Below are 21,632 nucleotides of genomic sequence, written 5' to 3'. Positions count from 1 at the left end.
GCGGGGCCCGGGACTCCCGCGGGCCGGCACGGCGTGGTGATCCCCGCTACACCCCGCACCGGTTGCGGCGGTGGACCGGGGTCGTGAAGGATCGATCGGGTTCACGGACAGCAGCGACACCCTGGGGGACGGAATGCGTTTTGCCGACGGTCCGCGCGTGCAGTGCGACGTGCACATCGAGGCGGCGGTACCGCGGGTCTGGGACCTGGTGACCGACATCGGTCTGCCGGCCCGGCTCAGCCCTGAGCTGCAGCGCACCGCGTGGCTCGACGGCGCGGACGGACCCCGGGTCGGCGCGCGCTTCGAGGGCCACAACCGCAACACGCTGGTGGGCGAGTGGCGCACGGTCTCGCACGTCATCGAGGTCGACGACCAGCGGGCGTTCGCCTGGGCCGTCACCGCCCCCGAGGGCGGCCTCTACGGGGACGCGTCGACGGACCCTGCCAAGCCCCTGGCGACCTGGCGCTACGACCTCGCCCCCGAGGACGGCGGCACCCGCCTCCGGCAGACCGCGCTCCTCGGCCCCGGCCCCAGCGGACTCACCCGGGCCATCGCGAGCCACCCGGACCGGGAGGAGGAGATCGTCGCCTTCCGCGTGGAGGACCTCCGGACCGGAATGGAAGCCACCCTCGCGGGGATCAAGACCCTGGCGGAGGGCGGCGACCGGTAGGCCGTCTCTCCCCGGTGCCGGACCGGCCGGACGCGGACGGCCGCGTCAGCGGTCGAGGCACACGCCGCAGCCGTCGGGCACGGAGGGACCGGCCCGGGCGGCCTCGGACGGACAGCGAGACGGAGGGCCCGGCGGTCCGGGCCCCGGGCTGCCGCCCCGCGGCCGCGGTGGGCGCAGGCGGGCGACGGCGTCCCGGCCGCGGTTCACCGGCCTTCCTTCAGCGCGCCTGTCCGAGCACCCCCCGGCGCCCCGAGGTCGCCCCGTCCGGTGCCGGCGCCCCGTAGCGCACCGCCACGCCCGCTTCGGCCGCGCGGTCCACGATGTGCGGGCAGGCCCGTTCGGCCAGCGCGGCGACGGTGAGGGACGGATTGACGCACAGGGAGGTGGGCACGGCGGCCGCGTCCGTGACGAACAGGCCCGGGTGGCCGCGCAGTTCGTTGTGGTCGTCCAGGGCGGAGGTCGCCGGGTCGTCACCCATGCGGCAGGAGGCCAGGGGATGGGCGGTGAGCGAGCCGACGGTCTCGCTCCACGGGCGTACCCGGGCCAGCCCGTCGCGTTCGAGCACCGCTCGCGCCTCGGCGTCGGCCGCGGCCCAGCCGCGGAGGGTGTGGGCGGTGGGCCGGTGCCGCAGGGTCGACAGGCCCACCGAGGACGCGACCCGGGTGAAGCTTCCGGTGGCGGGCGGCGGGCCGAACACGCCCTCGTTGTCGTCCTCGGTCATGGCCAGGACCGACAGCCAGGAACGCCACCGGGACCGCAGGTCCTTCTTCGCCACCCCGAACCAGCTGGAGTCCGGACGGTCGGTGGCCTGCGCCAGGATGTTGGTGATGCCGGGGAAGTAGATCTGCTGGAGGGAGAAGCGGGTGAACTCGGGGTCCTGAGGATCGAGCCGGTCGAAGGACATCGACCCGATCGGCTTGCCCACGGGGAAGCCCTCGTACGCCACGCCGGGTGCCCGCTGCAGGCCCAGCAGCTCGCGGACCTTCGACTCGTCGACGTCGGCGATGGAGACCCGGTCGCCGTTGCCCGAGAAGTACCGGCCCACCGCGCTCGGCACGCCACCGAGCAGCGCGGCCGAACGCTGGAGCAGCACGGGGGTGCCCAGGGCGCCGCCGGCGAGCACCAGGACCTTGGCCTCGATGGTGCCCGCGCCCACCGGCACCCGGTAGTCGTCCCCGTCGAGGACCGTGTAGGCGACCCGGTAGCGGTAGCCGGGGGTGGTGGCGGGCGCGATCGTCTGCGCCTCGTGCAGGGCCCGTATCTCGGCGCCCGCCGCGGTGGCGGCCGGAAGGTAGTTGAGCAGCATCGAGCGCTTGGCGTCGAAGTGGCAGCCGTTCAGCATCCAGTTGCAGTTGGTGCAGCGGTCCAGGTCGACGGCGACCGGGACCGGATTGCAGGTGCGTCCGGCACGGGTGCAGGCGGCGGCGAACAGGCCGCCCGGGTAGGGGACCTGGTCCCATCGCGGGAGGGACACCGGCAGCGTCTCCTCGACCCGGTCGTACCAGGGGTCCAGCGACGCGCGGGTCAGCGACGAGGGCCACAGCCGGTGGCCGAGACTGCCCTGGCGGTCGAAGACGAAGCCGGGGGCGCGCAGCGAGGCCGCGAAGTAGACCACGCTGGAGCCGCCGACGCAGTTGCCGGCGACCACGGTGATCCCGTCGCCCTCCACCAGGTCCACCGTCCGGGTGTAGCTCCCCATGCGCAGGTCGTGGGCGAAGTCCTGGGACCCCAGATGCGGTCCGCGTTCGAGGACGACGACCCGCGCTCCGCCGGCCGCCAGGTGGTAGGCGGGGATGGAGCCGCCGAAGCCGCTGCCCACGACCAGCACGTCGGTACGTTCGGTGACGCTCATGCGGGGCTGCCTCCCGTGGTGGTACGCGGGTGTTCCCGCGCGAGTCGTCTGCCGTACGAGTACTGGGGGAACCGCCACAGCCCGTCCGCGTCCGGCGACGGGAAGCGCAGCCAGGCCAGGCCCGGATGACGCTCCTTCACGGCCTCGACGGTGTGCAGCTGGGCGGCGGTGTCGAAGGCGGCCGCGCTGAACAGGGCCAGCAGGATCCAGATCCGCTGGTCCGCCCCGGTGGGGCGCAGCAGCGTGGTGGCCAGCTCGGTCCGGTCGGCGAAGTCGAGCGCGACGAAGGGCGGTTGGGTCGGCAGCAGTACGCGGCCCTTGGAGAGGGCGTAGGCCGTGGCCCGTGTGTTCAGCAGGAGCGCCAGTTCGGGCAGCAGCGGTCCCAGCCCGAGGTCGGGCAGCCGCAGCAGGGCGATCGCGCCGGCCTGTACCGCTCCGGCACCGGGCGCCGCACCGGCGACGGCCCGGTCCGAGGCGTACCGCTTCTCACCGGGGACCATGGTGTCGGCGAAGGCCTCCAGGGTGGCGACGGTGCCGCCCGCGAGTGGCTCCGACGCCGCCGGGGCCGCGTGCGCGACACCGCCGGTGGCCACCGCGGCGAGCGCCCCCGTCAGTGCCGTGACCAGCTGCCGCCGTGTCGGGTGACCGCTCATGGGCGCGCGGCGGTGCAGGGCAGGCCGGCGGGAAGCTGCACCTTCGTGCCGAGGGTCGCGTGCTCGACGGCGTCGGCGAGCCGCGCGTCGTACGGCCGCAGCACCCGGGCCGCGTGCGCGGGTGTGGCGGGCTGTCCCGCGACGGTCAGGTTGCGCAGCCGCGCGGCGGCGGTCCCGGTGCTCTTGTCGAACCAGTAGCTGCCGTTCCAGCCCACGAGCTCGGTGCCGTGCGGGCGCACCTGCACGCTCCAGTGGTCGAGTTGCCAGTAGCGGCAGGCGGGGACGGCGACGGCGAAGCGCGCGGGCTCGGCCAGCAGGAACCGCAGCGCGCCGCCGTTGCTCACGGTGATGTCCCGCTTGGCGTACTCCACGCACAGCGGGTCGGCCTCCATGAGGCTCAGTGGAGGTGTCTCTCCCTCGCCGAACCGGTGGAAGGCGCACTGCGCCCCGAACGCCGGATCGGTGTAGCCGGTGACGGGGCCCGAGGCCTCGGCGGGCGCCGCGCCGAGCGCCGACATCGTCAGCGCGGCCAGGCCCACGACGGCGGAACGGGGGAACGAAGCCATGGCGGGACCCTCTTCCGGTTGCGGCGGCGACGGGCGTTTGTTACTCACCAGTCAGCAGGCGCCACATCGTGATCTCGCGCCGGCCCCGAGGGCAAGACCCGTGCCCCAAGTCCCTCATGTCTTCACAGGGGCGGCACGAATGTCCCCGCGAACCGTCCGCGCGGGCCGCCCGCGCGCGTCCCGGCCGGTGCGGTCGACAGGTCGACGAGCGCCGTGAGGACATCCATGACGCGCCGCGGCCGGCCGGCGGCCCCTCCCGGCCGTGGGCCGACCGGGAGGGGCCGTCCGGCCGACCGCGAAGGTGACGCCCTGGCAGGGAAACCGTCAGTCTCCGGAGGAGAAGGCCGAGTCGAAGGACCGGGCCGACGGCTCGATCGCCCCGAGCGCGCGGATGAACCGCAGGGCGTCGGGGGCACCGACCATGCGGTCCATGCCGGCGTCCTCCCACTCCACCGAGATGGGCCCGTCGTACCCGATCGAGTTGAGCATCCGGAAGCACGCCTCCCAGGGGACGTCCCCGTGCCCGGTGGAGACGAAGTCCCAGCCGCGACGCGGGTCCGCCCACGGCAGATGGGAGCCGAGGCGGCCGTTGCGCCCGTTGAACCGCTTGACCGACTCCTTGCAGTCCACGTGGTAGATGCGGTCCTTGAAGTCCCACAGGAAGCCGACCGGGTCCAGGTCCTGCCAGACGAAGTGGGACGGGTCGAAGTTGAGCCCGAAGGCCTCCCGGTGGCCGATCGCCTCCAGGGTGCGCACGGTCGTCCAGTAGTCGTAGGCGATCTCGGAGGGGTGGACCTCGTGGGCGAAGCGCACGCCGACCTCGTCGAAGACGTCGAGGATGGGGTTCCAGCGCTCGGCGAAGTCCGCGTAGCCGCGCTCGATCATCTCCGGTGGAACCGGCGGGAACATCGCCACGGTGTGCCAGATCGAGGATCCCGTGAAGCCGACGACGGTCTTCACCCCGAACGCGGCGGCGGCGCGCGCGGTGTCCTTGATCTCCTGTGCGGCGCGCCGCCGGACGCCCTCGGGTTCGCCGTCGCCCCAGATGCGGGCGGGAAGGATGCCGCGGTGGCGCTCGTCGATGGGGTGGTCGCAGACGGCCTGGCCCGTCAGGTGGCAGGAGAGTGTCCAGCAGCGCAGGTTGTACTTCTCCAGGAGGGCGCGGCGGCGGGGAACGTAGTCCTCGTCGGCCAGGGCCTTGTCGACCTCGAAGTGGTCGCCCCAGCAGGCGATCTCCAACCCGTCGTACCCCCATTTCGCCGCCAGCCGGCACACGTCCTCGAACGGCAGGTCGGCCCACTGACCGGTGAACAGGGTGATCGGGCGTGGCATCGGTTCCTCCGGTGGGTTCGTCGGTGGGGCGGTCGTGGAGTGTCAGGGAGCCGGGGAGGCGCTCGGGGTGATCCCGGCCAGGCGCAGCAGCAGGTCCTTGACCTCGGTCGCGTCGTAGTGGTCGCGCGCCTCGCGCGGTTGGGAGCACAGGAGCACGGGGCCGTCGTCGGGGCGGTCGGGCAGGCGGCCGTGGCTGCCGCGTACCGGGGACGGGTCGAGGGGGACGACGCTCATGCGGTAGCGCAGGCCGAGCTTCTTCCGGGCGAGCGCGGCGGCGGCGCGCAGCTTCACCTTGGGGTCCTTCGGGTCCATGAACAGCTCGGCCGGGTCGTAACCGGGCTTGCGGTGGATCTCGACCAGGCGGGCGAAGTCCGGGGCGCGGTCGTCGTCGAGCCAGTAGTAGTAGGTGAACCACGCGTCGGGCTCGGCGACGGCGACGAGGTCCCCCGCGCGCGGGTGGTCGACGCCGTACGCCTTCTTGCCGGCCTCGGTGAGCACCTCGGCCACGCCGTCGGTGCCGGCCAGCAGTTCGCGGACGCGTTCGGTGTCGGCGGGGTCCGCCACGTAGACGTGGGCGACCTGGTGATCGGCGACGGCGAAGGCGGCCGACGTCCACGGGTCGAGGTATTCCATGCCGTCCTGGGTGTGGACGTGCAGCAGCCCGGCCCGGCGCAGCACCCGGTTGACGTCCACCGCCCTGGAGACGTCGGTGATGCCGTACTCGGACAGGGCGACCACGGTGACCGAGCGCTCGGCCGCGTCGTCCAGCAGCGGGGCGAGGACCCGGTCGACCTCGGCCGCCGCCGCGGCGGCACGAGGATCGTCGGGTCCGTGGCGCTGCAGGTCGTAGTCGAGGTGGGGGACGTAGACGAGGCTGAGGTCGGGTGCCTGGGTGGCGAGGATGTGCCGGGCGGCGTCGACGATCCATCGGGAGGAGGTGATGGAGGCGGTCGGCCCCCAGTAGGTGAACAGCGGGAAGGTGCCGAGCTTGGCGGTGAGTTCGTCGTGCAGCTGCGGGGGGTGGGTGTAGCAGTCGGGCTCCTTGCGGCCGTCGGAGTAGTAGATCGGCCGCGGGGTGACGGTGAGGTCGACGTCGGCGCCCATGGCGTACCACCAGCAGACATTGGCGACGCGGTAGCCGGGATGGGCGCGCCGTGCCGCGTCCCACAGCTTCTCCCCGCCGACGAGCGCGTTGTGCTGCCGCCACAGCAGCACCTCGCCGAGGTCGCGGAAGTACCAGCCGTTGCCGACGATGCCGTGGCCGGTGGCGGGCTGCCCGGTGAGCAGGGTGGACTGCACGGTGCAGGTGACGGCGGGGAACGCGGTGTCCAGACGTGCGGTGAAGCCCGACTCGCCCAGGGCGCGCAGCCGGGGCATGTGGGCGAGCAGCCGGGGGGTGAGACCCACCACGTCGAGGACGAGCAGGGGTGCGGGGCTCACGGGGCGACCTCCTTCAGGCCGAGGGAGACCAGGTGGTCGCGGGTGAAGGCCAGTTCGGCGGCTATGCCGTCGGCGAGGGCTCCGGGGCCCTCCGGCCGGCGATCCTCGGGGAGCACCCCCCAGGTGTAGGTCTCGGCCTCCACGTGCGCGGTGCGGGCGGTGTCCTGGCCGAGCAGGGCGGCGAGGGTCGCCTCCAGTTCGGGGCGCGTCGTGGTCAACGGGGGTTCCGGGTCGGCGTGCAGCGGCACGTGGTAGTGGACTCGCCAGGGGTCGCGGGCGGGCAGTCCCCCGGCCAGGGCGGCGTCCAGGTCGTCCACGGCCAGGGGCGGGGCCCCTCGTTCCCGGACCTGGTGCAGGAAGCGCGGCTCGGTGAAGGCGGCCAGAGCCGCCCGCGTCGCCGGATCGGACGGGTCGCCGGCCTGCAGGGCGCAGGAGGCCTGGGTCTTGACCACCGTGAGTCCGGCCGCGTCCAGGCGGGCGAGTGCGGCGGCCGGATCCTCGAAGCCGACCGCCAGATGGCAGGCGTCCAGGCAGATCCCGATGCGGTCGGTGTCCACGCGGGCGAGGTGCCGGGCAGCCTGGGCGGTGGTCTCGACGACGCAGCCCGGCTCGGGTTCCAGGCCGGCCTTGATCGTCCGGCCCGTGTCACCGGCCAGGGCCGCCAGGCCGCCGGCCAGCGAGTCGAGGGCACGGGCGGCCTCGTCCGCCTGCCCGGCCGTCCACGGGGTCCGCCAGCCCAGCGGCACGGTGGACACGCTGCCGTACGCGGCGTCCTCGGGGAGCAGTGCCGCAAGCACACGGGCGAGGTCGAGGGTGTAGTGCAACCTCTCGGGGGTGGTCCAGTCCGGCCGGTAGACGGCGTGCTTGACGACGGGGTCGTGGAAGCCGCGGTAGGGGAAGCCGTTGAGCGTGACCACCTCCAGGCCGCGGGCGGTGAGCTCCCGGCGGAGCCTCGCGACCGCGCCGTCGTCCGCGGCGAGGGCCGCCGCGGCGTCGCGGGCCAGCCACAGGCCCAGGCCGAGGACGGGCACCCCCAGCCGCTCGCGTACCGGCTGGGCGTGCCGCGCCAGTTGGGCGAGCACCCCGTCGAAGTCCTCGGCGGGGTGGACGTTGGTGCAGTACGCGAGGTGGACGACGGTGCCGTCGGGGTGGTGCAGACGCACGGCTACACCTCCGCCCGGACGCCGCGCAGCACGGAGTTGCCCTCGAAAGTGGCGTCGGTGCCGGGCGTGCCCGAGCCGTCCAGCTCCAGCTTGCCGCTCTGGCCGTAGAAGGCGACGGGGTTGCGCCACAGGACGGTGTCCACGTCGTCGGGAGTGAAGCCCGCGGCGAGCATGGCGTCCCCGGTCCGCCGTGTCTTCAGCGGGTCACTCCTCCCCCAGTCCGCGGCCGAGTTGACGAGGATCCGCTCGGTGCCGAACTCCCGCAGCACGGCGACCATGCGGCGCTCGTCCATCTTGGTGTCGGGATAGATGGAGAACCCCATCCAGCAGCCCGAGTCCACGACCTGACGTACCGTCACTTCGTTGAGGTGGTCGACGACGACGCGCTCCGGGGCGAGTCCCGACTCCTTCACCACGGCGAGGGTGCGCTCGACGCCCGCGGCCTTGTCGCGGTGCGGCGTGTGGACCAGTGCCGGCAGGTCGTGGGTGAGAGCGAGCTGCAGCTGGGCGGCGAACGCCTCGTCCTCCTCGGGCGTCATCGAGTCGTAGCCGATCTCGCCGACGGCGACCACGCCGTCCTTGAGCAGGTAGCGCGGCAGGTGCTGGAGGACCTCGGCGCAGCGCGGGTCGTTGGCCTCCTTGGGGTTGAGGGCGACGGTGCAGTGGTGGCGGATCCCGAACTGGGCGGCCCGGAACGGCTCCCAGCCGATGAGCGAGTCGAAGTAGTCCAGGAAGCTGCCCACGGAGGTGCGCGGCTGGCCGAGCCAGAACGCGGGCTCCACCAGGGCGCGTACGCCGGCCGCGTGCATCGCCTCGTAGTCGTCGGTGGTGCGCGAGGTCATGTGGATGTGCGGGTCGAAGATACGCATCACGCCTCCCGGGGGCTGGGACGGTCGGTGGTCGCGGAGCGGACGTCCGCGCGTTCCCGGTGGCGGGGCACCCGTACGTCCGGGAAGAGCGCGAGGACCGGCCCGATGTCGGTGGGCACCTCGCGTCCCGCGGCGGTCCGCTCCTGGGCGAACCCGGCCATCATGCGGGCCAGTTGGATGTCCGCCCGGCCGGGCAGGCCGGGCAGCGCAGTCAGCGGGATACCGGTGAAGACGCACTTGAGCACGCCTTGGCGGTAGCTTTCCGCGTCCAGGTGGTCGGTCGCGTAGTCACCGAGGGCCGCCGCGATCAGCCGCGTGTCGTTGGTGCGCAGGGCGTCGCGTACCAGGGGCAGCGCGCCGTCGCCGACGGGCAGCAGCGGCAGGCCGCGCAGCACGGCGCGCCGTTCCGCCGCGTCACCGCTCCGGTAGAGCTCCCCGATCTCCTCCAGCAACGGGGTGCCGGTCAGCGGGACGGCGGTCAGCAGCAGGGCGCGGGCCGCGTCGTCCACCGTCCACCCGTGCGGGACGGCGGGGTCCAGCGGGCCGCGTCCGCATCGGCGTCCGACCAGGGGGAACAGGCCGCGGACGACTTCGGGTTCGGCGGCGACCGAGGCGCACGCGCCGGCGAGCCACCGTCCGCCCTCCTCGGTCATCCGCTCGGTCAGGGCGGTTCTGAGGTGGTCGGGTGTCATGCCATCTCCTCCTCACGACGGACCGCCGGGTCGCACGAGCGCAGGAAGTCCAGGGACCGGCGGGCCACGCCCGGCGCGTCGTGGCTGTGCCGGGGCAGTTCGACGGCGACCAGCCCGCGGTAGCCGACCTCGTCGAGGGCGCGGAGGACGGGCGGGAAGTCGATCTCGCCGCCACCGAACTCCAGATGCTCGTGGGTGCCCCGGCGCATGTCGTCGATCTGTACGTTGACCAGCCGGTTCCCGGCCCGGCGCACGCACTCGGGCACCGGGTACGGCTCCAGGCAGCGGCAGTGGCCGATGTCGAGGGTCAGGCCGAACGGGGCCGGGTCGCCGAGCGCCGCGGCCAGCCCGGTGTACTCGTCGACGGACTCCACGAGCATCCCCGGTTCGGGTTCGAAGCCCAGGAGGACGCCCGCCTTCTCCGCCGCCTCGACGACCTCGGCGCATCCGGCGACCAGCCGGTCCCAGGCCGTCCGCGGGTCGAGCGCCGCGGGCCGGACGCCGGCCCAGAAGGAGACGGCCTGCGCGCCGAGGTCGGCGCCGACGGCCACGGCCCGGCGCAGGAAGTCCACCCTGCGCTCCCGTCCTTCGGCCGCGAGCAGGGTGGGCTCGTGCTTGTGCCAGGGATCCAGCAGGTATCGGGCTCCGGTCTCGATCACCACACTGAGCCCGAGACGGTCGAGGCGGTCGGCGAGGGCCGCCGTCCGCGCGGCCAGGCCGGGCGCGAACGGGTCGAGGTGGTGGTGGTCGAGGGTGAGCGCCGCACCGTCGTAGCCCAGGTCGGCGATGACGGCGAGCGCGTCCTCCAGCCGGTGGTTGGAGAAGCCGTTGGTGCCGAACCCGTAGCGCAGGACGGGCTCGGCGGGCGTGTTGTCGCGAGGACGCGGTTCGGTCATGTCGGGGACACCCGCCTGGACAGGGATCGGGCCAGCGGAAAGACCGCGGCGAGCGGAAGCGCGGAGCGGACGGAGCCCGCGCCCGCGGTGAGCGCGGTCTGGAGCGGGATCAGGCCGAGGATCCCCGCGCCGACGGCCCCGCGGACCTTTCCCGGCGAGGGATCGGCGACGGCCCGTGCCTGGGCGCGGCCGGCGGTCGCGGCGTACGTGACGAGCCCGGCCGCGACGGCCAGTCGGTGCCCGCGGCCCCTGCCCTGCCGCGCCGGGCCGTGGCGCAGTGCCGTCACGGCCGCGACGGCGCCGGTGACGGCGAGTGTCACCCCGGGCAGCCACGGTTCCGCTCCCGTGACCTCGGCGCGGCTGAGCGCGGTGACGGCGAGGGTGTGCCCGGCGACGGTCGCGGCCGCCGGGAGGGCGGGCCGCATCCGGCCCGCGCGGACACCGAGCAGTACGTCGAGTCCCCGGGCGGCCGCCATCACCGCGGGGCCCGACGGGCGGGACTTGGCCCACAGGTCGTAGCCCCAGACGGTCGCCGCGAGGGGCACCGCGACCGTCAGCGCGCGGAGGCCTTCGGCGGCCGCGGCCAGGCCGAGGGAGACCGCGGTCAGGGTGACGGCGGTGCCCAGGGCGACGGGTGCGCTCACACGGCCGGAGGGGATCGGCCGCTCGGGACGTTCGACGGCGTCCAGGTCGCGGTCGGCCCAGTCGTTGAGCGCCATCCCGGCCCAGTACAGGCAGACCGAAGAGGCGGCCAGACCGGCCACGGACGTGTCCGGGCGGCGGCCCCCGGCGGCCGCTCCCGCGAGGACGTCCCCCGGCACGGTGAACGCGGCCGGGGCGCGTACCAGTTCGGCCAGGTCCCGCAGACGCCGGCCCGGCGAGGGCCTCGCGGGCGGAGCGGGCGCGCGGGCCGCGGATCCGGGACGTGGGGCGCCGGCCGGGTCGTTGCACGACCCCGGGTGCCCGCCCGCTCGCCGGTCGGGTCCCGGGCCGAACCGGAGCGCGGACGGGCGGATCACCGCCGGCCCCCGAGCCCGGCGGCGAAGGTCCGCAGTGTCTCGTACTGGCCCATCACGGCGTGCTCACCGCTGCCGACGGGATCCTTGAAGAAGAAGGCCAGCCCGCCGAGGGGACCGGAGATCCCCCGCTCATGAGCCCGGGCCGCCAGCCGGGCCAGGTCCAGCACCAGCGGCGCGGCGAGTGCCGAGTCACAGCCGGCCCAGGTGAACTGCAGGTTCATCCGCACCCCGAGGAACCCCTCGAACGTCACGTGGTCCCAGGCGGTCTTCCAGTCGCCGAGGGAGGGCACGTAGTCGATGTGGACCTCGCCCTCGACCGGGTGTCCCAGCGTCTCCGCGAGCACCCGCTGTTTGGAGACCGCCTTGCTGGCCATCGCGGCCGGATCGGCGAGCGTCTCGCCGTCGCCGCCGCCGAGCAGGTTGGTGCCGGACCAGGTCCGCACCCGCAGGCCCCGGGCGGCGAACATCGGTCCGAGGGTCGCCTTCAGCAGGGTCTCCCCCGTCTTGCCGTCGTTCCCGGCGTACGGCAGGCCGGCGTCCTCGGCCAGTTCCTCCAGGGCCGGGATCCGCATGCCGGGGGACGGCGTGAAGTCGACGTGGGCGCACCCGGCGTCGATCGCGGCCAGGGCGTACAGGGAGCTGGGCGGCAGCACGTCCTCACCGGCGGCGAGCGCGGCACGCAGGGCTTCGGCCGAGACGTGCGCCGGGTGCTCCGGGACGACCGGTTCGGTCGAGGACACGTTGACGACGACCACCCGTGCCAGGCCGTGCCGCTCGCGGAAGGCGTCGATGTCGGCGCGTATCGCCTCGGCGGCGTCCGACTGGCTCATGTCGCGGTCCGGGAGCGGGGCCGGGCGTATCTCGGCGTCGGCGGCGGCCAGGTCGTCGTGGACGAGAGTGGGCAGCCCGTGGGGCAGGACCCCGGCCGCGACCAGTTGTTCGGCCCGCTTCGGCAGCGGCGTGCAGGCCACGTCGTGCCCGCCGAAGACCAGGTCGGACAGGGCGGGCAGGCCGGCGTCGGGGAACCCCGGCTGCTCGGTGACGCATCCGGTCGGCCCCACCAGCCCCGCCCGCAGAGCGGCCGTGCCGGCGACGACCGTGGTGGCCACCGATCCACGCGCCCCCGCCAACCAGACACCCGTGCGACTGCGCTCATCTGGCATCTCGTCACCTCCGTCGGCCGGGCGCGGTCGCGCCCCGCTTGCTCGTTCCTCGCTGTCGATGTCGCTGTCCCCCGTCACCCGTGTGCGCTCCCCTGCGGCCGGCCGCCCGGCGTCAGGGCACGCGGGTGGGGCACGGGTCCGGCGCGCCCCTCGGGCGGCGGGCGCGCCGGGGCACGTGGCCGCCGCTCAGCCGGTGCTCTCCGGGTCGCAGTTGAACCTCGCCGCACCGGCCGTCATCTCGATGCCGCCGAGGATGTGCGACAGGAACAGCGGGTCGGTGTAGCTCTCCGACGTGTGGCCCATGCCGGTGTAGAAGGACCGGCCCCCGTCGTACGGGTGGCACCACGAGATGGGGTGGTCCGCGCCCATCGAGCCGCCGCTGTAGCCGACCGGGTTGTACGTCCGCTCGTCCAGCGTGGCCAGGACACGCACGTCCGGGCGGGGGTCGGAGCGGTAGTTGTACCACTCGTCGGTGCGGGTCCAGCGGTTCGGCAGGCCCTTGGTGGCCGCGGTGCCCTGGCCCACGACGTTCACGGTCGCCTGCTGGATCGCCGGGTGGTCCCTGAAGTAGGCGCCGACCAGGCCGCCGTACCAGGCCCAGGTGTAGCCGGAGTCGGCGGCGGCGTGGATGCCGACGAAGCCGCCGCCGTGCTCGATGTAGCGCTGGAAGGCGTCCTTCTCGGACTGCTGGTCGAGCGGGTCGCCCGTGGTGGAGAGGAAGACGACCGCCTGGTACTTCGCCAGGTCGGCGTCGTTGAACCGGGTGGCGTCCTCCGTCGCGTCGACCGCGAAGCCGTGCTCCTGGCCGAGCTTCTCGATCGCCGCGATCCCGTCGGGGATGGAGGCGTGCCGGTAGCCGGTGGTCCTGGAGAACACCAGCACGTTGAACGCGGGGGCCGCGGCGTGTGCGGTGGTGGCGCTGGTGGCCGCGAGCGGCAGGGCCAGAGCGGCCGCCGACAGCAGCGCGACGATACCTCTGCGGGACATCATCAACCTTTCGTGTGCTCTCGGGGGCGGTGGATGCCGGCTCAGCTGAAGGCGCCGGGAAGGTACTGGTCGACGTTCTCCTTGGTCACCGTCGCGGAGAACAGGGTCAGTGAGGACGGCAGGTCCTGCCCGACGAGGTCGCTCATGCCCTTGTGCTGGGCGACGAGCCGGGCGAGCCTGACCGCCGAGGCGGACATGTTGGACGGGTAGACGACCGTGGCCTTGAGCACGGAGTTGTCGGCCTTGATCTCCTGCATGGCGTGCTTGGATCCGGCGCCGCCGACCATGAAGAACTCGCTCCGGTTCGCCTGCTTGATGGCCGCCTCGACGCCGATGCCCTGGTCGTCGTCGTGGTTCCACACCGCGTCGAGGTGCGAGCGTGCCTGCAGTACGTTGCTCATGACCTGCTGACCCGAGTCCGCGGTGAAGTTCGCGGCCTGCCGGATCCCCACGTGGAAGCCGTACTTGGCCAGGCCCCGCCTGAACCCGGCGCTGCGCTGCCTGGTGAGTTCGAGGTTGTCGATGCCGGCGATCTCGCCGATCACGGGCGCCGAGACGCCCTTGGCCTTGAGGGTCCTGCCGATGTAGAGGCCGGCGTTGAGACCCATGCCGAAGTTGTCGCCGCCGACCCACGACCGGTACGCGAGGGGCGTGTCGAAGACACGGTCGACGTTGATGACGGGGATGCCCGCGTCCATCGCCTGCTGGGCCACGGCGGTGAGCGCCTTGCCGTCGAAGGGCAGGATCACCAGGGCGTCCACCTTCTTGCCGATCAGCGTCTGGACCTGGCTGATCTGCGCGTTGACGTCGTTGGTGCCCTCGACGGCCTCGAAGTGCACGTCGGAGTACTGCTTCGCCTGGGCCATGGCGTTCTTGGTGATCGCCGCCATCCAGCCGTGGTCGGCTGCCGGGGCCGAGAAGCCGATCGACACCGGCTTGCCCGGCTTGTCGTTGTCGGTGCCGGCCTTGCCCGCCGCGTTCACGTCGCTCGTGGAGGCGTCGCTCTGGTTGCTGGTGCAGCCGGCGATCAGGGCTCCGCCGCCGAGTACGGCGCCGCCGAGGAGGAGCCTTCTGCGGTCCAGTCCGCCGAGTCCGCGCTTGTCCATCTCGTCAGTCCTTCCAGTCACGGGGGTCCTGCCTGGGTCGTGCCTGCCGTGGTCGATGCGGACGTGCCGCGCGGCTGGGCCGGGGGCGGCGCGGGCGGCGGCAGCGGGGCCGGTCCGCCGTCCGCGCCGCCGCTACGGGGTGGCGGTTCTCCGGCCGCGCCGCTGGATCAGCACGGCGGCGACGATGATCAGGCCCTTGGCGATCTGCTGGATGTCGGTGGTGAGGTTGTTCAGCACGAAGATGTTGGTGATCGTGGTGAACACGAGGACGCCCAGGATCGAGCCGACGAGCGAGCCACGGCCGCCGGTCAGCAGGGTTCCGCCGATGATCACCGCGGCGATCGAGTCCAATTCGTAGAGGTCGCCGAGGTTGCTGGCCCCGGAGGTGGTCCGCGCGGTCAGCATGATCGCGGCGATGCCGCAGCACAGGCCCGACAGGGCGTAGAGCATCACGGTGTGGCGGCGCACGTCGAGGCCGGCGAGGCGCGCGGCCTCCTGGTTGCCGCCGATGGCGAACGTCCGGCGGCCGAAGGTGGTGCGGTTGAGCAGGACCCAGCCGACGAGCACGGCCACCGCCAGGATGTGGACCAGCAGCGGGATGCCGAGGAACCGGGTGGAGGCGAGGGAGTTGAACGACTCGACCGTGACCACCTGGGACTGCCGGTCGGAGATCCGCTCGGCCAGTCCGCGGGCGCTCGCCATCATGGCGATCGTGACGATGAACGCCACGATGTTGCCGTAGGCGATGATCAGGCCGTTGACGAGACCGACGACCGCGCCCACGGCGAGCGCGCAGAAGACCATGCCGCCGAATCCGAAGGACTGGGTGGCCACGGTGGTGCACCAGACGGATCCGAGCGCCACGATCGCGCCGACGGACAGGTCGATGCCGCCCCCGATGATGACGAAGGTCTGGCCGATCGTGATGACCCCGATGACGGCCGCGCTGGTGAGGATGACCAGGGCGTTCTGGCTGGTCGCGAAGTTGTCCGAGCTCAGCGCGCCGACGACGCACAGCAGGACGAGGACGACGAACAGGCCGAGGTTGCGCACCCGGCCCATGTGCCCGAGGAAGGCGGGTCTGCCGCTGCCCCTGCCCGGGGACGAGCCGGTCTGCCGGACGGGTCCGGCCGGGGATCCCTGGCCGGTGGCGGGCAGCGGACCGCTCCCGCCGGGGGGACTGGTCTGCTGGCTCACACGGAGCTCCCTTCCATGACGAGGTCGAGCACTTTCGATTCGTCGAGGTCCAGGGCGCCGGCCTCGCGGACCACCCGCCCTTCGCGCATGACGAGGACGCGGTCGGCGAGGCCGAGGACCTCGGGCACCTCGCTGGAGACGAGGAGCACGCCGACTCCCGAATCGGCGAGCCGCCGGATGAGCGCGTAGAGCTCCGCCCGCGCCCCGACGTCCACTCCGCGGGTGGGCTCGTCGAGCAGCAGCAGCCGGCAGTCGGTGAGCAGCCAGCGGGCGACGACGGCCTTCTGCTGGTTGCCGCCGGACAGCGTGCGCACCGGCCGGGTCGGGTCGGGGGGCCGCAGGTCGAGCCTGCGGACCGCGTCCGTCGTGGCGCTCAGCTCGGTGCGGGCGTCGACGAGGCCGGCACGGGCGAACCGTCGCAGCGAGGACATGGACACGTTGTGGGCGATGGAGGAGTGCAGGAACAGCGCCTGGCTCTTGCGCTCCTCCGGTGCGAGTCCGAGGCCCGCCCGGACGGCGGCGGTGATGCTGCCGGGCCGGAGGGCGGATCCGGCCACGCGGACGCGCCCGGAGGCCGGACGCCGGGCTCCGTAGACCGTTTCGAGGATCTCCGACCGGCCGGAGCCGACCAGGCCCGCCAGTCCGACGATCTCGCCGGCCCGGACGGTGAAGGAGACGTCGTGGAACTCCCCCGGACGGCTGAGGTGTTCGACCTCCAGGAGCACCGGCCGCTCGTCCGGGTCGGGGCCCTGGGGCCTCGGCGGGAAGGCGTACTCGACGGTGCGGCCGGTCATCAGCGAGACCAGCTCGGAGGTGGGGGTGCTGCGCGCGGGCAGCCCCCGGGCGACCGTGCGGCCGTCCTTGAGGACGGTGACGCGGTCCCCGATCCGGCGGATCTCGTCCATGCGATGGGAGATGTAGACGACCGCCACGCCGGCCGCGGTGAGGTCGCCGATGATGCGGAAGAGGTTGTCCACCTCGTCATGGGCGAGGACGGCGGACGGCTCGTCCATGATGATGAGCCTCGCCTCGTGCGAGAGCGCACGTGCCATGGACACGAGCTGCTTGCCGGCCGCGGAGAGCTCACCCACCTCGCGCGTGACGGGGATCTCCGGGTGCCCGAGCCTGCGCAGGAGTTGCCGGGCGGCGTCGTGCATCCGCGAGCGCTGGGCGAACCCCAGCCGGGACTGCTCGTGTCCCAGGTAGACGTTCTCCGCCACCGACAGGCCGTCGGCCAGGTCGAGTTCCTGGTAGATGGTGGCGATCCCGTGGCGCATGGCGGCCGTCGGGGTCGGGAGCGTCACCGGTTCGCCCTCCCAGGCGATGTGTCCCTCGTCGGGCTGGTGGGCGCCGGCGAGGACCTTGATGAGCGTGGATTTGCCGGCCCCGTTCTGGCCGAGCAGGCAGTGCACTTCTCCGGCGACCACGTCGAGGTCGACGCCGTCGAGCGCCCGGACGCCGGGGAACTCCTTGACGACGCCTTGCATCTCGAGCAGCGGGGCACTCATGGGTCTCCCTCCGATGCGATGTCCGCCGGCCCTCCAGAGCACATGACGGAACGTCAATTAATCGCTGTCGCCTATCAGTTGCTTCCTCACGGACGACCTCGGCGAGGAGGCCCCGAGGGGACTCGGACGGTTCCGGTCGGACATTTTCCCTGTCGCCCGGCGGGCTGAGAGGAAGGTAGTTCTCGCGACGTTGTTTGAGAAGGGTTCACGAACCTTCCGAGCCCTTCGTGGCCAGAAGCGGCAACTCCTGTTTAACGCATTGCACAATCGGCGTCGGCGTACGGCGGGAATGCCGGGGCCTGGTTCGCCTTCACCGGCGCGGCGGGATGCCGCGCACCCTGGCCGCAGTCCGCCTGCCTCGGGAAACGCGGGACCGACGCGGGCCGGCCCACCGCACCCCCGGAGGCTCGCGAAACTCCTCACGGGAATGGCACGCGAACCCCGCGAGGAGGCAGGCGGGTATTTCCGGAGCGCATGGCCGAACACGCCCCGGATTTCTCCGGCGTCCGCCGTGCGGCAATTGACACCGTTGAGTCACAACCGGCCTTTTCGGCCGGCGCATGAAACCTGTTCGGCCGATCGGATTTCCATCGGGAGTTTCCTTGGAATCCTCCTTCGCGCAGGGAACGTGTACCTCGGTTGCGGGCGTCCGGCTACGCGAGGTGCACGGCGACGGCCGGGCCACGGGGGTGGGCCCGACGTCGCGGAGTACGGTCAGGGAAGGACCACGACGGGGGCGTCGGTCCCGGCCGGCAGCGTCGGCCTCGTCTGCGGAACTCCCGTGGGGGCGACGGGCGTCCACACGCTGTCGTTCGCGGCGCTGCGCTCCACCGCGGCCAGCACTCGTTGCACCTGCAGTCCGTCGGCGAAGGACGGCTCCGGGTCCCGGCCCTCGGTGATGGCGTGCACCAGGTCGCGCACCTGGTGCACGAAGGTGTGGTCGTAGCCGAGCCCGTGGCCCGCGGGCCACCACCCCTCGAGATAGGGATGGTCCGGCTCGGTGACCAGGATCCGCCGGAAGCCCGCCGTCGTGGGCGGCTCGGTGTGGTCGTGGAAGTCCAGTTCGTTGAGGCGCTCCAGGTCGAAGGCGATGCTGCCCCGGTCGCCGTTGATCTCGATGCGCAGGGCGTTCTTCCGGCCGGCGGCGACCCGGGTGGCCTCGAAGGACGCGACCGCGCCCGACGGAAACCGTCCGGTGAACAGCGCGGTGTCGTCCACCGTGACGGGTCCGCGCGGCGCCGTCCCGTCGGCGACGGCCGCCAGCCCCGACGACGCCGTGGGCAGCGGGCGTTCGCGGACGAAGGTCTCGGTCAGGGCGGAGACTCCCGACAGCCGCTCCCCGACGAGGAACTGGGCGAGGTCGACGATGTGGGCGCCGAGGTCGCCCAGCGCGCCGGAGCCGGCGTGCTCGCGCTGCAGCCGCCACACCAGCGGGAACTCCGGATCCACGATCCAGTCCTGGAGATACTGTGCCCGCACGTGCCGCAGACTGCCGAGGCGGCCCTCGGCGATCAGCCGCCGGGCGAGGGCGAGCGCCGGTGTGCGCCGGTAGCTGAACCCCACCATGGAGCGCACGCCCCGACGCGCGGCCGCGGCCGCGGCCGCGGCCATCGCCTCCGCCTCCTCGACGGTGTTGGCGAGCGGTTTCTCGCACAACACGTGCTTGCCGGCCTGCAGCGCCGCGATCGCGATCTCGGCGTGGCTGGAGCCGGGGGTGCAGATGTCCACCAGCTGAACGTCGGGGCGGGCGATCAGGGCCCGCCAGTCGGTCTCGGTCGCGGCCCAGGCCTGACGTCGGGCGGCCTCCTCCAAGGCGGCTCGCTCGCGTCCGGCGAGGGCGGCCATGACCGGGCGCAGGGGCAGATCGAAGGCACAGGCGGCAGTGCGCCAGGCGTGTGAGTGCGCGCGGCCCATGAAGGCGTATCCGACCATGCCCACCCCGATGGTGGGCGAGCCGTTCTGACTGTCCATAGGCGCTCCTGGGATGCGGATGGGCGCGGGCAACGGACGCGCGGGAACGCGTCCGTTCACCGGGAACGGATTCCGGCCGCGCGGGGGCGCGTCAGGCCGGTGAGAAGATGTGGTCGCTGATCAGTCGCGTGGCGCCGACGACGCCGGCGATCTGACCGAGCTCGCCGAGGACGATCGGCAGGTTGCCGGTCGCCAGCGGCAGGGACTGCCGGTAGACCTGGGTGCGGATGCTGGCCAGGAGCGTGTGCCCCAGCCCGGTGAGCCCTCCCCCGATGACCACCAGGCCCGGGTTGAAGAAGCTGACCAGGCCCGCGATGACCTGACCGGTACGGCTTCCGCCCATGCGGATCAGTTCGAGGGCCGCGGCGTCCCCGGCGCCGGCGGCTGCCGACACGTCCTCAGGGGTCAGCCGCCCGGCCGCCTCGAGCCGCCCGGCCAACTCCGGCGAGCGGCCCGCCTCGGCGAGCGTGGTCGCGTCGCGCACCAGGGCGTTGCCGCCGAAGTGCGCCTCCAGGCACCCGGTGTTGCCGCAGGCGCAGGGCGGCCCTTCCGGGTCCACCTGGATGTGGCCGATGTCGCCGGCACTGCCCGTGACACCGCGGTGGACCTCGCCGCCGACCACGATGCCGCAGCCGATGCCGGTCCCGATCTTGACGCACAGGAAGTCACGTACGGACCGGGCGACACCGGCCTGCTGCTCGCCGAGGGCCATCAGGTTCACGTCGTTGTCGACGAGGACGGGGCAGCCGAGCTCCTGGCTCAGCGCCTCGCGGACGGGGAAGCCGTCCCAGCCGGGCATGATCGGTGGTGCGACGGGGACCCCCTCGGGGAACCGGACGGGCCCCGGCACGCCGATCCCGGCGCCGTCGAAGTGCTCCGCCAGCCCGGCCTCGCGCAGCTTGGCGGCCAGGGCGAGCACCCGCTCGAACACGGCCACCGGGCCCTCACGCACGTCCAGCGGCTCGGACAGGTGGCCGAGGACGCCCAGCTCCGCGTTGGTGACCGCGACGTCCACGGAGGTGGCACCGATGTCCACGCCGAGGAACCGCAGCGAGGGGGCTATCCGGACGTTGTGCGAGCGGCGGCCGCCGCGGGAAGCGGCGAGACCGTCCTGGACGACGAGGCCCGTCTCCAGCAACCGCTCGATCTCGACCGCGAGCTTGGAGCGCGACAGGTCGACCTGGTCGCCCAGAGCGACCCGGGACTGCGGACCGAGGTCGCGCAGCAGGCGGAGCAGCCTGGCCTGATGGACATTGGCCGGTCGAGCTGTCATGCGCCTCACGCCGCCCCTCCCGTCGTCGCCGGAGTCGTACGCACACCCGGCACTTCGGGGCGCGACTTTCAAAAGGACCGTAGCACCGTGGTACCGAACACGAAAGAACTTGTGCAGTAGTCCGATGTACTTTCATCTCGCAATGGACAAAGCCGGTTTGAAGTCCCTCTGCGGAGGAGCGTGTACCGGGCCTCGCGGCCATGGCACGACCCGCTGGAGGGCTCCTGGCGGCCGTGACAACGGGGAGGCCCGATGGGGTGGAGCCGGCCGGCTCCACCCCATCGGGCCCTGTTGCCCTGCGATCGCCGTCGCCCGGGTCGCTACGGCGGGCGCGCTCTCACGCCCGCCGAGCCCTCACGGATCGGGCGGGGATCGCGGCCCCCGCCGTCACCTCACTGTTCCGTACGAGCGGTGTCCGGCTTGCCGACGTCGCAGCGGCCGGCTGCCTTCTTGATCTGGCCGGCCTCCCGCTGGTCGACGACGCCCTCGCGCCGGAGGGCCGCGACGACCTTCTCGACGTGGGAGACGAACGCACCGTGACTGCTCCAGGCCCGGTGGTCCTCGATCAGCTCGTTGATCGTGCAGCCGTTCGTCGTCACGCGGTCGGGGATGCCCGTGTTGACCGAGCCGACGAACACCGTGGAACGGTCGTCCTTCTCGGGGCAGTCGGTGGGCGGCTTGCTGTCGACGACGGTGAGGGACAGCGACTTCGCCGTGGACGTGTTGCCGGCCTTGTCGGTCGCCCGGTACAGGAAGGTGTGGCTGCCCGCTCTGTTCACCGCGACCGGCGCGGAGTACGGCAGGTAGGGGCCGCCGTCGAGCGAGTACTCGACACCGGCCACGCCCGAACCGGAGTCCGAAGCCGTCACCGTCACCGTCGCACTGCCGACGTAGCTCCCGGAAGCGTTCTTCGTACCCGACACCGACGCCGACGTGTCCGGCGGAGTCGTGTCCTGCGACGGAGCCGCCACCACCGTGAACGACACCGACTTCACCGCCGACGCGTTACCCGCCTCGTCCGTCGCCCGGTACGACACCGTGTGATCACCCACACTGCCCACCTGCACCGGCGCCGAATAAACCACATACGCCCCACCATCGAGCGCATACTCGACCTTCGCCACACCCGACTCCGCATCCGAAGCCGACACCGTCACCGTCGCACTGCCGACGTAGCTCCCGGAAGCGTCCTTCGTACCCGACACCGACGCCGACGTGTCCGGCGGAGTCGTGTCGTTCCCGGGGGCCGCGGTGACGGTCAGCTCGCCCGACATC

At 72.9% G+C, this 21,632-nt stretch carries 19 protein-coding genes; 1 reads left to right on the top strand and 18 read right to left on the bottom strand.

The annotated features are described in order from the left end of the window. Positions 1-157 precede the first annotated feature (157 nt). Positions 158-670 (top strand): SRPBCC family protein, encoded by a 513-nt coding sequence (locus P3H78_RS26170; RefSeq protein ID WP_276111621.1) that lies wholly within the window; start codon positions 158-160, stop codon positions 668-670. A gap of 217 nt (positions 671-887) precedes the next feature. On the opposite strand, the gene P3H78_RS26165 is transcribed toward P3H78_RS26170, so the two are convergent. The 18 genes from P3H78_RS26165 to P3H78_RS26080 all read right to left on the bottom strand — a co-directional run. Then, on the bottom strand, positions 888-2,522 hold the full coding sequence (locus P3H78_RS26165; RefSeq protein WP_276111620.1) for a GMC family oxidoreductase N-terminal domain-containing protein: 1,635 nt from the start codon (positions 2,520-2,522) through the stop codon (positions 888-890). Further along, positions 2,519-3,175 carry a DUF5987 family protein gene (locus tag P3H78_RS26160; protein WP_313884425.1) on the bottom strand — a complete coding sequence of 219 codons (657 nt, stop codon included), beginning with the start codon at positions 3,173-3,175 and terminating at the stop codon, positions 2,519-2,521. Before P3H78_RS26160 ends, P3H78_RS26165 begins: the two co-directional genes overlap by 4 nt. After that, positions 3,172-3,741: a hypothetical protein gene (locus tag P3H78_RS26155; RefSeq protein WP_276111619.1), complete on the bottom strand. Its 570-nt coding sequence runs from the start codon at positions 3,739-3,741 to the stop codon at positions 3,172-3,174. The genes P3H78_RS26160 and P3H78_RS26155 overlap by 4 nt, the downstream gene beginning before the upstream one ends. Positions 3,742-4,065: 324 nt before the next feature. After that, a complete protein-coding gene (locus P3H78_RS26150; RefSeq protein WP_276111618.1) occupies positions 4,066-5,073 on the bottom strand; it encodes a sugar phosphate isomerase/epimerase family protein in 1,008 nt (335 codons plus the stop codon). 42 nt (positions 5,074-5,115) lie between these two features. Next, entirely contained in the window at positions 5,116-6,513 is a 1,398-nt protein-coding gene (locus P3H78_RS26145; RefSeq protein WP_276111617.1) for an alkaline phosphatase family protein, read from the bottom strand. After that, a complete protein-coding gene (eboE, locus tag P3H78_RS26140; protein WP_276111616.1) occupies positions 6,510-7,676 on the bottom strand; it encodes a metabolite traffic protein EboE in 1,167 nt (388 codons plus the stop codon). Before eboE ends, P3H78_RS26145 begins: the two co-directional genes overlap by 4 nt. Before the next feature lie 2 nt (positions 7,677-7,678). Continuing rightward, positions 7,679-8,545, bottom strand: coding sequence for a TatD family hydrolase (locus tag P3H78_RS26135; protein ID WP_276111615.1), 867 nt, complete (start codon positions 8,543-8,545; stop codon positions 7,679-7,681). Further along, positions 8,545-9,237 (bottom strand): EboA domain-containing protein, encoded by a 693-nt coding sequence (locus tag P3H78_RS26130; protein ID WP_276111614.1) that lies wholly within the window; start codon positions 9,235-9,237, stop codon positions 8,545-8,547. Before P3H78_RS26130 ends, P3H78_RS26135 begins: the two co-directional genes overlap by 1 nt. After that, positions 9,234-10,133, bottom strand: coding sequence for a sugar phosphate isomerase/epimerase family protein (locus P3H78_RS26125; RefSeq protein WP_276111613.1), 900 nt, complete (start codon positions 10,131-10,133; stop codon positions 9,234-9,236). The genes P3H78_RS26130 and P3H78_RS26125 overlap by 4 nt, the downstream gene beginning before the upstream one ends. Continuing rightward, positions 10,130-10,954 carry an SCO3242 family prenyltransferase gene (locus P3H78_RS26120; protein ID WP_313884427.1) on the bottom strand — a complete coding sequence of 275 codons (825 nt, stop codon included), beginning with the start codon at positions 10,952-10,954 and terminating at the stop codon, positions 10,130-10,132. Before P3H78_RS26120 ends, P3H78_RS26125 begins: the two co-directional genes overlap by 4 nt. 194 nt (positions 10,955-11,148) lie before the next feature. Further along, positions 11,149-12,315, bottom strand: coding sequence for an inositol-3-phosphate synthase (locus tag P3H78_RS26115; RefSeq protein ID WP_276111612.1), 1,167 nt, complete (start codon positions 12,313-12,315; stop codon positions 11,149-11,151). Between the two features lie 186 nt (positions 12,316-12,501). Continuing rightward, positions 12,502-13,302 carry a ThuA domain-containing protein gene (locus P3H78_RS26110; RefSeq protein WP_276111611.1) on the bottom strand — a complete coding sequence of 267 codons (801 nt, stop codon included), beginning with the start codon at positions 13,300-13,302 and terminating at the stop codon, positions 12,502-12,504. A gap of 41 nt (positions 13,303-13,343) precedes the next feature. After that, the gene (locus P3H78_RS26105) at positions 13,344-14,408 is read right to left on the bottom strand and encodes a substrate-binding domain-containing protein (RefSeq protein WP_276111610.1); all 1,065 of its coding nucleotides are present in this window, start codon (positions 14,406-14,408) and stop codon (positions 13,344-13,346) included. Positions 14,409-14,540: 132 nt separating this feature from the next. After that, on the bottom strand, positions 14,541-15,605 hold the full coding sequence (locus P3H78_RS26100) for an ABC transporter permease (RefSeq protein WP_276111609.1): 1,065 nt from the start codon (positions 15,603-15,605) through the stop codon (positions 14,541-14,543). After that, on the bottom strand, positions 15,602-17,113 hold the full coding sequence (locus tag P3H78_RS26095; protein ID WP_276111608.1) for a sugar ABC transporter ATP-binding protein: 1,512 nt from the start codon (positions 17,111-17,113) through the stop codon (positions 15,602-15,604). The genes P3H78_RS26100 and P3H78_RS26095 overlap by 4 nt, the downstream gene beginning before the upstream one ends. 714 nt (positions 17,114-17,827) lie before the next feature. Then, positions 17,828-19,084, bottom strand: a complete 1,257-nt coding sequence (locus tag P3H78_RS26090; RefSeq protein ID WP_276111607.1) for a Gfo/Idh/MocA family protein — start codon at positions 19,082-19,084, stop codon at positions 17,828-17,830. 91 nt (positions 19,085-19,175) lie between these two features. Continuing rightward, positions 19,176-20,357, bottom strand: coding sequence for an ROK family protein (locus tag P3H78_RS26085; protein WP_276111606.1), 1,182 nt, complete (start codon positions 20,355-20,357; stop codon positions 19,176-19,178). 392 nt (positions 20,358-20,749) lie between these two features. Beyond that, a partial coding sequence (locus P3H78_RS26080) for an OmpL47-type beta-barrel domain-containing protein (RefSeq protein ID WP_276111605.1) occupies positions 20,750-21,632 on the bottom strand: 883 nt, incomplete at its 5' end.

The organism is Streptomyces tropicalis (genome assembly GCF_029269835.1).
Lineage (GTDB): Bacteria > Actinomycetota > Actinomycetes > Streptomycetales > Streptomycetaceae > Streptomyces > Streptomyces tropicalis.
Note: the sequence above shows the minus strand (reverse complement) of the source record. Positions and strands in the feature narration are given on the sequence as shown.

Excerpts from the sequence above, each read along its gene's own strand:
- P3H78_RS26115 (WP_276111612.1), bottom strand. The coding sequence starts at position 12,315 with ATGCCAGATGAGCGCAGTCGCACGGGTGTCTGGTTGGCGGGGGCGCGT.
- P3H78_RS26135 (WP_276111615.1), bottom strand. The coding sequence starts at position 8,545 with ATGCGTATCTTCGACCCGCACATCCACATGACCTCGCGCACCACCGAC.
- P3H78_RS26110 (WP_276111611.1), bottom strand. The coding sequence starts at position 13,302 with ATGTCCCGCAGAGGTATCGTCGCGCTGCTGTCGGCGGCCGCTCTGGCC.
- P3H78_RS26105 (WP_276111610.1), bottom strand. The coding sequence starts at position 14,408 with ATGGACAAGCGCGGACTCGGCGGACTGGACCGCAGAAGGCTCCTCCTC.
- P3H78_RS26085 (WP_276111606.1), bottom strand. The coding sequence starts at position 20,357 with ATGACAGCTCGACCGGCCAATGTCCATCAGGCCAGGCTGCTCCGCCTG.
- P3H78_RS26125 (WP_276111613.1), bottom strand. The coding sequence starts at position 10,133 with ATGACCGAACCGCGTCCTCGCGACAACACGCCCGCCGAGCCCGTCCTG.
- P3H78_RS26165 (WP_276111620.1), bottom strand. The coding sequence starts at position 2,522 with ATGAGCGTCACCGAACGTACCGACGTGCTGGTCGTGGGCAGCGGCTTC.
- P3H78_RS26160 (WP_313884425.1), bottom strand. The coding sequence starts at position 3,175 with ATGAGCGGTCACCCGACACGGCGGCAGCTGGTCACGGCACTGACGGGG.
- P3H78_RS26090 (WP_276111607.1), bottom strand. The coding sequence starts at position 19,084 with ATGGACAGTCAGAACGGCTCGCCCACCATCGGGGTGGGCATGGTCGGA.
- P3H78_RS26155 (WP_276111619.1), bottom strand. The coding sequence starts at position 3,741 with ATGGCTTCGTTCCCCCGTTCCGCCGTCGTGGGCCTGGCCGCGCTGACG.
- P3H78_RS26150 (WP_276111618.1), bottom strand. The coding sequence starts at position 5,073 with ATGCCACGCCCGATCACCCTGTTCACCGGTCAGTGGGCCGACCTGCCG.
- P3H78_RS26095 (WP_276111608.1), bottom strand. The coding sequence starts at position 17,113 with ATGAGTGCCCCGCTGCTCGAGATGCAAGGCGTCGTCAAGGAGTTCCCC.
- P3H78_RS26130 (WP_276111614.1), bottom strand. The coding sequence starts at position 9,237 with ATGACACCCGACCACCTCAGAACCGCCCTGACCGAGCGGATGACCGAG.